Source organism: Streptomyces sp. NPDC017202 (genome assembly GCF_044331705.1).
Taxonomy (GTDB): Bacteria; Actinomycetota; Actinomycetes; order Streptomycetales; family Streptomycetaceae; genus Streptomyces.
The window spans coordinates 339,347-349,416 of record NZ_JBIRNP010000006.1 but is presented as its reverse complement, the minus strand read 5'-3'; the positions used below and the strand labels follow the sequence as shown (position 1 = coordinate 349,416).

Annotated in this window: 10 protein-coding genes and 1 rRNA gene; 9 read left to right on the top strand and 2 right to left on the bottom strand. The window is 71.3% G+C overall.

All coding sequences use genetic code 11. The features are described 5' to 3' along the window. From rrf to ACH4N1_RS15765, 9 genes are all read left to right on the top strand, one after another. A 5S ribosomal RNA gene (rrf, locus tag ACH4N1_RS15805) occupies positions 1–76 on the top strand; the annotation flags it as partial. A gap of 91 nt (positions 77–167) precedes the next feature. Then, a complete protein-coding gene (locus ACH4N1_RS15800) occupies positions 168–812 on the top strand; it encodes an HAD family hydrolase (protein WP_398097523.1) in 645 nt (214 codons plus the stop codon). Positions 813–889: 77 nt separating this feature from the next. Next, positions 890–2,116 carry an MFS transporter gene (locus ACH4N1_RS15795; protein WP_398097521.1) on the top strand — a complete coding sequence of 409 codons (1,227 nt, stop codon included), beginning with the start codon at positions 890–892 and terminating at the stop codon, positions 2,114–2,116. Next, positions 2,067–3,239, top strand: coding sequence for an acetoin utilization protein AcuC (locus tag ACH4N1_RS15790; RefSeq protein ID WP_398097520.1), 1,173 nt, complete (start codon positions 2,067–2,069; stop codon positions 3,237–3,239). Before ACH4N1_RS15795 ends, ACH4N1_RS15790 begins: the two co-directional genes overlap by 50 nt. Before the next feature lie 372 nt (positions 3,240–3,611). Then, positions 3,612–4,409, top strand: a complete 798-nt coding sequence (locus tag ACH4N1_RS15785; RefSeq protein ID WP_398097519.1) for a phosphatase — start codon at positions 3,612–3,614, stop codon at positions 4,407–4,409. Between the two features lie 134 nt (positions 4,410–4,543). Further along, positions 4,544–4,756, top strand: a complete 213-nt coding sequence (locus ACH4N1_RS15780) for a helix-turn-helix domain-containing protein (RefSeq protein WP_381219358.1) — start codon at positions 4,544–4,546, stop codon at positions 4,754–4,756. A 156-nt stretch (positions 4,757–4,912) separates the two neighbouring features. After that, a complete protein-coding gene (locus tag ACH4N1_RS15775) occupies positions 4,913–5,011 on the top strand; it encodes a 30S ribosomal protein bS22 (RefSeq protein ID WP_003948845.1) in 99 nt (32 codons plus the stop codon). Positions 5,012–5,299: 288 nt separating this feature from the next. Continuing rightward, positions 5,300–6,361: an NAD-dependent epimerase/dehydratase family protein gene (locus ACH4N1_RS15770; RefSeq protein ID WP_398097518.1), complete on the top strand. Its 1,062-nt coding sequence runs from the start codon at positions 5,300–5,302 to the stop codon at positions 6,359–6,361. A gap of 14 nt (positions 6,362–6,375) precedes the next feature. Then, complete coding sequence (locus tag ACH4N1_RS15765) at positions 6,376–7,455, top strand: lysophospholipid acyltransferase family protein (RefSeq protein WP_398097517.1); 1,080 nt, start codon at positions 6,376–6,378, stop codon at positions 7,453–7,455. A gap of 235 nt (positions 7,456–7,690) precedes the next feature. Here the strand turns inward: ACH4N1_RS15765 and ACH4N1_RS15760 are convergent, their stop codons facing one another. Together ACH4N1_RS15760 and ACH4N1_RS15755 are read right to left on the bottom strand one after the other, a co-directional pair. Then, positions 7,691–8,917, bottom strand: a complete 1,227-nt coding sequence (locus ACH4N1_RS15760; protein WP_398097515.1) for a DUF5667 domain-containing protein — start codon at positions 8,915–8,917, stop codon at positions 7,691–7,693. A gap of 266 nt (positions 8,918–9,183) precedes the next feature. Next, the gene (locus ACH4N1_RS15755) at positions 9,184–10,014 is read right to left on the bottom strand and encodes an ECF subfamily RNA polymerase sigma factor, BldN family (RefSeq protein WP_398097514.1); all 831 of its coding nucleotides are present in this window, start codon (positions 10,012–10,014) and stop codon (positions 9,184–9,186) included. Positions 10,015–10,070 lie beyond the last annotated feature (56 nt).

Genomic DNA, 10,070 nt, shown 5'->3' with positions numbered 1-10,070 from the left:
GAACCCGGAAGCTAAGCCTTACAGCGCCGATGGTACTGCAGGGGGGACCCTGTGGGAGAGTAGGACGCCGCCGAACAATCATTCCGGGAAACCCCCGTGCCACCGGCACGGGGGTTTTCTGCGTTCACCATTGTTTTCCGGGGACTTTCGCGTTCTAGGATCGAGCCATGCGCTACGACCTGGTCGTCTTCGACAATGACGGTGTGCTCGTCGACAGTGAGTCGATCTCCAATCGGCTGCTGGCCGCCCACCTGACGGAACTCGGGCACCCGACCTCGTACGAGGACTCCATCAGGGACTACATGGGGTCCGCCATGCACCGGATCCACGACCTGGTGCTGGAGCGGACCGGGCAGCGGCTGCCGGCGGACTTCGACGATGTCTTCCACGCCCGGGTGTTCGCCGCGTTCGAGCGGGAGTTGCGGCCCGTGGCCGGGGTGACCGACGTGCTGGAGAAGCTCGCCGCGGACGGGGTGCCGTATTGTGTCGCCTCTTCCGGGAGCCATGAGCGGATACGGGTGGGGCACCGGACGACCGGGCTGGACCGGTGGTTCGAGGACGCGCGGATCTTCAGTGCGCAGGACGTGGGCAAGGGAAAGCCGGCGCCGGACCTCTTCCTGTACGCGGCCGAGCGGATGGGGGTGGCGCCGGACAGGTGTGTGGTCGTCGAGGACAGCCCGCTCGGGGTGCGGGCGGCCGTGGCGGCCGGGATGGACGTGTACGGTTTCACCGCGATGACGCCGGCCGCGAAGCTCGCCGGGGCCACCGGACTCTTCGCCGACATGGGGGAGTTGGCCGACCTGCTGAGGTGAGCCTGAGGCAGAGCTGAGGGGAATTCATCTTTGGCTGGATCTACCCACGAGTACGCCGGGGCCCTACGCTCGCCGCCATGACAGAAGTGCTGCGGCGCGGTAGGGCCTCGTTGTCGTTCGGCTTCTTCGCCCAGGGCGTCGCCTTCGCGCTGCTCGTGACCCGGATCCCGGCCGTCCAGGACCGGTACGGGGTCTCCGACGCGCTGCTGCCCGTCTTCCTCGCCGCCGTACCGATCCTGGCCGGGGCGGGGAGCGTGGCCACCGAGCGGCTCGTGAAGCGGATACCGCCCAGTCGGCTGCTGCGCTGGTCCCAGCCGGTCGTGCTGCTCGCGCTGCTCGGGGTGGGGGCCGGGGAGCGGATGGCCGGGCTGGGTGTCGCGCTCGCGCTGTTCGGGCTCGCCGTGGGAGCGCTGGACGCCTCGATGAACATGCTCGGGGTGAGCCTCCAGCGCGAGTACGGGCGGAGCATCATGCTCGGCTTTCACGCGGTGTACAGCCTCGGCGGCATCGTGGGGGCCTCACTGGCGTGGGCCGGGGCGCACTGGCACCTCGCGCTGTGGGTGTCGTACCTGCCGGTGGTGCTGGTGCTGCTGCCGGCCGTGCTGGTGGGAAGCCGGTGGTACGTCGACGCGGACGGCGGTGGACGCGGGGCCGCCCTCGAGGCGGACGAGGCGGAACGGAGCGGGGGTGTCGTCTTCAAGGCGCTGTTGCCGTTGTGCCTGGTGATGACCTTCGCCTACATCGGGGACTCGACCGTGTCCAACTGGAGCGCGAAGTACCTCCAGGACGTGCTCGGGAGTTCGGAGCAGCTGGCGACCGTCCCGTACAACGTCTACATGGTCACCACGCTGCTCGGGCGGGCCATCGGGGACTTCGGGGTGCGGCGGTACGGGGCCGCCGCGGTCGTACGGGTGGGGGCGGCGGTGGCGGCGGCGGGGTTCGCGGTGGTGGCCGTCGCGCCGGGGGCCTGGGCGGGGACGGGTGGGTTCACCCTGGTGGGGCTGGGACTGTGTGTGCTGGTGCCGCAGACGTTCGCGGCGGCGGGGAGGCTCTTCCCGGGGGCCTCGGACGCAGCCGTCGCCCGGCTCAACGTCTTCAACTACGTCGGTTTCCTGATCGGTTCGCCGTTGGTCGGGGCGCTGGGGGACGCGTGGAGCTACCGGGGGGCGATGGCTGTGCCGATGGTGTTGGTGCTGGTGACGTTCGGGTACGCCAGGTCGTTCACGCCTCGACCCGACCGATACGGTGGCGGGCATGAGCGGCCGCGCACAGCTGATGTGGGACGAGGCAGTAACGGGGTATGACTTCGGCCCGGACCATCCGATGGATCCGGTACGGCTGGCCCTGACCCGGCGCCTGGTCGACGCCCTGGGGCTCGACCGGGAGGTGGAGATCGTCTCCGCCAAGCCGGCGGGGGACTCGACGCTGCGGCTCGTCCACCGGGAGGACTACATCCAGGCCGTGAAGGCCGCCTCCGCCGATCCGCGGGCGGCGGACGTGTCGTACGGGCTCGGCACGGTGGACGATCCGGCCTTCGCCGGGATGCACGAGGTGTCCTCGTTGATCGCCGGGCTGTCCGTGGGGGCGGCGGAGGCGGTGTGGCGGGGGGACGCGCTGCACGCGGTGAACTTCACGGGCGGGTTGCATCATGCGATGCCCGGTGGCGCGGCGGGGTTCTGCGTCTACAACGACGCGTCGTTGGCCATCGCGCGGTTGCTGGAGCTGGGGGCCCGGCGGGTCGCGTACGTGGATGTCGACGTGCATCACGGGGACGGCGTGCAGGCGGCCTTCTGGGAGGACCCGCGGGTGCTGACGATCTCGCTGCACGAGCATCCCCGGACCCTGTTTCCGCAGACCGGGTGGCCGGAGGAGACCGGGGCGGGGGACGGGGAGGGGGCCGCGGTGAACGTGGCCCTGCCGGCGGGGACGGGGGATGCGGGGTGGCTGCGGGCGTTTCACGCCGTGGTGCCGGAACTGGTCGCTGATTTCCGGCCGGACGTGCTGGTCACCCAGCACGGGGCGGATACGCATTTCGAGGATCCGCTTGCCCACCTGGCGGTGTCGCTGGACGCGCAGCGGGCCGTGCAGGTCGCCTGTCACGAGCTGGCGCACGAGTACGCCGGGGGGAAGTGGGTCGCGCTCGGGGGCGGTGGCTACGCGGTGGTGGAGGTGGTGCCGCGGTCGTGGACGCACCTGGTGGGGATCGCGGCGGGGCGGCCCGTGGCGCCGGAGACGGTGATTCCCGAGGGGTGGCGGCGGGAGGTGTTCGCCCGTACGCGGCAGTTGGGGCCGGTGCGGATGACCGATGGGCGGTGGCCGGTGTCCTGGGGGGCCTGGGAGGCGGGGTACGACCCCGCGGACCGGTTGGACCAGGCGGTGCTGGCGACCCGGCGGGCGGCGTTTCCGTTGCGGGGGTTGCTGGCGTAAGGGGCGGCGGGGTGAGGGGGTCCGCCCCCGCCGCTCCTGCCCGTCCCGTCCCCAGGGGCTCCGCCCCTTCGACCCCATCCAAGGGCTCCGCCCCCGGACCCCGGCGGGGACTTTGTCCCCTGCGCCCCTGTGAAAGGACCGGCACCGCTGCCCTTGTGGAGTGCCGGTCCGGGGGGCAGGCGGCGGAACCGGTCCCAGGGCCCCCGTCGGGGCTCCGGCCCGGGCGGCCGTCAGGGGCTTCGGTGCTGCCCCGCGCTCAGTTTTTCCGCCGTGGGCGGTGGTGGTGTTACGCCGGCCGTGGGGGCTTCGAGGGTTCGGGTGGTGGGGGAGGGGGGTGTTCGGGAGGATTTCAGGGTGTCGACTCGGGGTGGTATGGCGGAGTATCTGGTTCGGGTGGGGCTGGCGGGAGTGGTGGGGACCGAGCGGGAGGGGAGTCTTCGGCGCTACCGGGCGTTCGCGGCCCGGGATCCTCGGGTGTTGATCGGGATCGACCCCGAAGGGGTGTGGTCGGAGCGGGAGTTGATCTCGCTCATGGCGGAGAAGTGTGGGGTTTCGGCCGATCCGGAGCACGTTTCAGGGCATGATGTGATCGATCCCGAGCTGACGCTTCTCGCGCTGGACGCGTTCGCCGAGCGGCTCGCCGTGGTAGCCCAGCGTGGCGGGACCGTGCTGTTCGGGACCGGGCATCCGCACCGGCTGCTCGGGTTCTACGCAGGGATCGCAGACGCCCTGTCGGCGGCGGGATGTGTTGTTCTCACCCCGGCGCAGGGTCGCTGTGTCGACATAACGACCCGGTTCGGTCTACGCACGCACCGCCTCGCCTACGTACGCGGTGTCGGGTTGGTGCGGGAACCCGGGTCCGGGCGCCCCGGTGGTGCGACCGGCGTGCACACGCACTCACCCCTCCCGGTTCGACTGGCGCTGGCGGCGGCCGCGGACGCCGGCGGGCCGCTGCCGGATCTGGTGATCGGGGACCACGGCTGGGTCTGCGGAGCAGGTCAGCTGGGGTTCGAGGCGATCGGGCCGGGGGACACCGACGATCCCGCGCTCTTCGTCGGGCAGGCCGAGGGGGCCGTGTCCGTCGCCGTTCCGCTTGATGACGGCGTGCGCGCCGGCCACTACCTGCCGCTCACCCGCTACGTGCTCGATCGGGCATGTCTGTCACGGTAGGCCGCCGATGGGTGCACCTCTTCCCCACTCGCATCACCCGCCCCTACATTGGGGAGTGAGCACGCAGCGACGAAGAGTCACCGGAAGGGGAAGCCGGTGGCCGTCGAGTCGAGTGCGGAAGGTTCAGGTGTGTCATGGCTGCAGCTGGCGAGAGGCCTCTGAACGAGGTTCAGTTCCTTACCGTGGCGGAGGTCGCCTCGGTGATGCGAGTGTCGAAGATGACCGTGTACCGGCTGGTGCACAGCGGTCATCTGCCCGCGATCCGGGTCGGAAGGTCCTTCCGTGTCCCGGAGCAAGCGGTTCACGAGTACCTCCGCGAGAGCTACGTGGGGGTGGAAACCGGCTGACGGCAGGGCGGGGGGATCCGCGTCACAGGGCACTCCGGGGGTCCCTCCGCCGCCTCGATTACGACCTCAGCGCTCGGGCGGGTAGGCTAGCCCCTCGTAGGTCGTATGGGCCCATGGCGCCCAGCACCGAGTGATGAGAAGTGAGCGAGGGTAGTCGTGGGCTCTGTTATCAAGAAGCGGCGCAAGCGGATGGCCAAGAAGAAGCACCGCAAGCTGCTCAAGCGCACGCGCGTTCAGCGTCGTAACAAGAAGTAAGTTCGCTCGACGCGAGCCGCGAAAGCGTGGTGTGGCCCTCCAGCCGGTGACCGGCTGGGGGGCCACACGCATGTCGGCTTCCCGTACGGCGGGCTGAACCCTGTGCGGGTGCCCGGACGGGCGGGTGGCTGATCCTGTCGTACGACCGGCCGGTGCTGTCACGTGGCGCATCGGGTGGTCATCACAGCGCAACACCGACCCGCTAAGTTGGCCCGCGGCGGGGAACCCGGCAAGGTGGGCGATGCGGCAGGGTAGGACCGGACCTAGTGCGGAAGGAAGGCGCTGATCTTGGGCAAGGTCGTGCTGGTGACCGGGGTGGCCCGTCAGCTGGGGGGTCGGTTCGTACGACGGATCCAGCGTGACCCGGACGTGGACCGGGTGATCGCGGTGGACGCCGTGCCGCCCGAACACCATCTCGGCGGCGCGGACTTCATCCAGGCCGACATCCGCCAGTCCGCCATCGCGCGGGTCCTCGCCGAGACCGGCGCCGACACGGTCGTCCACCTGGACGTGACGGCCACCGCGCTCGGCAGCGGGAGCCGGACCACGGTCAAGGAGACCAACGTCATCGGGACGATGCAGCTGCTCGGCGCCTGCCAGAAGTCGCCGAACGTGCAGCGTCTCGTCGTGAAGTCCAGCACCAACGTGTACGGCTCCGCGTCCCGCGATCCCGCCGTGTTCACCGAGACCACCGCGGCCAAGTCGCTGCCCAGCGGCGGCTTCGCCAAGGACACCGTGGAGGTCGAGGGGTACGTCCGCGGATTCGCCCGGCGGCGGCCCGACGTCGCCGTGTGCGTGCTGCGGTTCGCCAACATCCTCGGCCCGACCGCGGAGACCCCGCTCGCCTCGTACTTCTCGCTGCCGGTCCTGCCGACCGTGTTCGGCTACGACCCGCGCCTGCAGTTCGTGCACGAGGACGATGTGATCGAGGTGCTGCGGATCGGCTCGCACGAACCCCGGCGGGGGACGCTCAACAGCGGCACCTTCAACATCGCCGGCGACGGCGTGCTGCTGTTGTCGCAGTGCTCGCGGCGGCTCGGCCGGCCCACCGTCCCGCTCCTGCTGCCGGCCGTCACCTGGGCGGGCACCCTGGTGCGTACGCTGGGCATGACGGACTTCTCGCCCGAGCAGATCCGGCTGCTCACGCACGGCAGGGTCGTGTCGACCGACCAGATGCGCGAGACGCTGGGATTCACGCCGAGGTACACCACCGCGGAGACCTTCGCGGACTTCGCACACAGCCAGGGGCCGGGTCTCCTGCCCCCCGAGGCCCTTGCCGGGGTCGTCGACCGGATCGCCGCGCTCCCCCACGCGGGCGGCGGCCGGCCCCCGACGCAGAGCGCCAACTGAGGAGCGCATCAACGATGGCGGACGCCAAGGTCATTCCGTTCGACGACGACCGGTCCCGCGGGGGTGCCGTGCAGCGGCCGTCGCGGCGCCGGGGCGCGGGGAACCGGCGCGGGACCGGCGAACCGGCGCCGGTCCGTGAGATCGGTGAGGCCGCTGAGGCCGGTGCGGTCCAGTCCCTGCCCGCCAGGGGCGTTCCGCGGGATGATGTTCCCGTGACCGGTGAGGAACAGTCGCCGCGGCCGGACGGCGACGGCGGCGGCCTGGAGCGGCGGATCGCCGGCGGGCTGTCCTTCCTGCGCCGCCGGCTGACCGGTGACTACGACGTCGACGACTTCGGTTACGACCAGGAGCTGACCGACCAGGTCCTGATGTCCCTGCTGCGCCCGGTGTACGAGAAGTACTTCCGGGTGGAGGTGAAGGGCATCGAGAACATCCCGGCGGACGGCGGTGCGCTGATCGTCGCCAACCACTCCGGGACGCTGCCGCTGGACGGGCTGATGATGCAGGTCGCCGTCCACGACCAGCACCCCGCCGGCCGGCACCTGCGGCTGCTCGCCGCCGACCTGGTGTTCGTCCTGCCGGTCGTCAACGAGCTGGCCCGCAAGCTCGGGCACACATTGGCGTGCTCGGAGGACGCCGAACGGCTCCTGGCGCAGGGCGAGCTGGTCGGGGTGATGCCGGAGGGCTTCAAGGGCATCGGGAAGCCCTTCAGCGAGCGCTACAAGCTCCAGCGGTTCGGGCGGGGCGGCTTCGTGTCGACGGCGCTGCGGCAGGGCGCCCCGATCATCCCCTGCTCGATCGTCGGGGCCGAGGAGATCTACCCCATGATCGGCAACGCCAGGACGCTCGCCCGCGTGCTCGGCTTCCCGTACTTCCCGCTCACCCCGACGTTCCCCTGGCTCGGCCCGCTCGGCGCGATCCCGCTGCCCACGAAGTGGACGATCCAGTTCGGCGAGCCGATCCCCACGGACGGCTATCCGCCGGAGGCGGCCGAGGACCCGATGCTGATGTTCAACCTGACGGACCAGGTCAGGGAACAGATCCAGCACACGCTCTACAAGCTGTTGGTGCAACGGCGGTCGGTGTTCTTCTGAGTGCCGTCCCGCTGGGGTGAAGCCTCCGGGGGACGGTGGGTGAGGTCGCCGGGCGGAGTCCGGCGCAGCTGTGCGAAGCCTGCGTAGCAGCGCGAGTGCAGCAGACGGAGGGGCCAAGCTGTCGGTGCAACGGCGGTCGGTGTTCTTCTGAGCCGGATGCGTACGTGCCTACGGTGGTGGGGGCGGCCTTCCCGGGAAGACCGCCCCCACCACCGTACGAGCCGTGCGGAGGCCGTTAGCCCGCGTCCTCGCTGTTGATGCCCAGGCCCGGCAGGAGGCCGGGGAGGAGGGGCGGCAGTGTGACGTCCGGCTCGGTGGTCGGGGTCGTGGACGGGGACGAGGTGCTGGTGGCCTGCGGCGGGTCGAGCAGGCCGCCCGTGTTGCCGCCGAGGAGGCCGTCCTCGCCGGAGTCGGCCGACTTGCTGGGGCCGCCGTTGTCGGGGCTGCCGGTGGCCGAGGAGCCGCCGCCTGCGCTGGGCGTGGCCGAGCGGCCGGTGCCCGACGGGCCGGGGGACGTCGGGCCGGTGCCCTGCCCGCTGCCCTGGCCGCCGCCCGGGGCCGGGGGCTGGGGCAGCAGGGAGCGCAGCGGGGCGACCTCTTCGTCTATGGCGTCGAACACCGACGACACCTGCCGGCTGACGTCCCCGAGCTGGGCGGGGAGCCGGTCGCGCAGGGCTCCCCAGACCTCGCGGTGGGAGCGTGAGAAGGCGGACAGGGCCTGGATGGGGCCGAGGGAGTCCGGGTCGCGCTCGTACGCCTCGTGGAGCAGGCGGTGGCCCTCGGAAGCGTCGTAGCGCATGCCGGACAGGGCACGGCGGACCTCGCCGACGGACTCGTGGTCGAGCTGGGCGCCGCCGCGCCCGCGCTCCATGAGCCGACGGGCCTCGCTGAGCCGGGTGGAGGCCTGGTCGAGATAGGCCTGGCCGCGTTCGCTCTCGCCCTCGGCGAGGTAGTTGAGCTTGAAATCCTCTATGCCGCGCTTCAGGCCGTAGAGCGAGTCACCGGGGAGGGCTTCGGAACTCGCGGCCGCGACCCCGCCGAGGGCGCCGGCGGCCACTCCGATGCTCAGGCCGCCCGCGGTGAGGCCCTTGGCGAGCCGTGTCCGCGGACGGAACCTGCCCAGCGGTGTCGCCCTGTGGGCACCCCGCGCCCGGACGGCGCGTTGTTCCGGCACCGAACGGTCCGCCGCCTCGCCCATGGTGCCCGCCTGAAGCATGGCCTCCATCGCGGCGACCAACTGCGCCCGCTGGACGACCTTGACCTCGGGGTCCATCTCCGGTCTGGGCAGCTCGGCGAGACTCGTCGCGAGGGCCAGGATCCGGCCCTGCTCGGTCTGGTCCGCGGCTGCCGGTGCCGGCGGTGGTCCTTCGGTCTGCTCGGCCGCCGTGCCCCGGTCGGACTGCTCCTCCAGGGCCTGGGCGAAGGCGTTCGCCCGCCGGTGCGCCGATACGTTCGCGATCACTGGCGGCACCTCCTCTCGTCATGACGGTCGACTCCTCGGGGGTCCTGAGGGTTGCACGTCCTCGACCGCTTCCACGCGAACGAGTGATCGAGGCCGGCCAGGACGTGACCACAGGGAGCCTGTATCCCGCACAACGACTGGCGCGGCACTTGGGTTACGGACGACGGATGATCGGATGGGGAAGTCAACGGACTTTCACTGAACGTGAGTTGATGTCGCCGACAGTAGGCGGGGGCGGGGTGGGAGCGGGCGGGGCCGGTGCCGGGTCAGCGGGTGTCGTCCGGCAGGAGACGGGCGAGCGTCCGGACGGCCCGGTACTGCAGGGTCTTGATGGCACCCTCGTTCTTGCCCATGACCCGCGCGGTCTCGGCGACGGAGAGGCCCTGGAGGAAGCGCAGGGTCACGCACTCCTGCTGCTGCGGGTTGAGCCGTCGTACGGCGTCCAGCAGGGCGGCGTTGGAGAGGGACTCCAGGACGGAGTCCTCCGGGGAGCGCGCGACCTCGTTGGCGTCGAGCATCTCGCCGGTGGTGACCTCCAGCCGGAAGCGGCTGGACTTGAAGTGGTCGGCGACGAGGTTGCGGGCGATGGTGACGAGCCAGGCGCCGAAGTCGCGGCCCTGCCAGGTGAAGGTGCCGATCCGGCGCAGGGCGCGCAGAAAGGTCTCACTGGTCAGGTCCTCGGCGGTCGCCTTGCTGCCCACGCGGTAGTAGATGTACCGGTACACCGTGTCGCTGTACTGGTCGTAGAGCCGCCCGAACGCGTCGGCCTCGCCGGCCTGGGCCCGTTCGACGAGGTCCATCATGCGGGCGCTGTCGCTGTCGGCGGCCGGCCGGCGGGCGGTGGTCGAGCCGGTCGCGCGTCCGCGTCTGCCGACCACCCGCGCGTCGCCCGACCGCCGCCCCTCGGCGACGGCGCCGCGCGCCGGCACCTGCTCGAGGCCGTCGGCCAGTGCGTAGCACGGGCCCGCGGGTGCGGCGGCGAAGGCGGGGACGGCGTACGCGGTGGGGACGAAGCCGCGCAACAGGTCCTGGACCGTAGCGACCGTTGCGCGCAGCGTAGCCAGGCCCGAGGCGTCAACCCCGACGTGTGGGTACACGGGACTCCCAGAGGCAGAGCTTCCATCACGTGCAGTGCGGAACCTTTCACCCGTCG

Excerpts from the sequence above, each read along its gene's own strand:
- ACH4N1_RS15790 (WP_398097520.1), top strand. The coding sequence starts at position 2,067 with ATGAGCGGCCGCGCACAGCTGATGTGGGACGAGGCAGTAACGGGGTAT.
- ACH4N1_RS15795 (WP_398097521.1), top strand. The coding sequence starts at position 890 with ATGACAGAAGTGCTGCGGCGCGGTAGGGCCTCGTTGTCGTTCGGCTTC.
- ACH4N1_RS15765 (WP_398097517.1), top strand. The coding sequence starts at position 6,376 with ATGGCGGACGCCAAGGTCATTCCGTTCGACGACGACCGGTCCCGCGGG.
- ACH4N1_RS15785 (WP_398097519.1), top strand. The coding sequence starts at position 3,612 with ATGGCGGAGTATCTGGTTCGGGTGGGGCTGGCGGGAGTGGTGGGGACC.
- ACH4N1_RS15800 (WP_398097523.1), top strand. The coding sequence starts at position 168 with ATGCGCTACGACCTGGTCGTCTTCGACAATGACGGTGTGCTCGTCGAC.
- ACH4N1_RS15780 (WP_381219358.1), top strand. The coding sequence starts at position 4,544 with ATGGCTGCAGCTGGCGAGAGGCCTCTGAACGAGGTTCAGTTCCTTACC.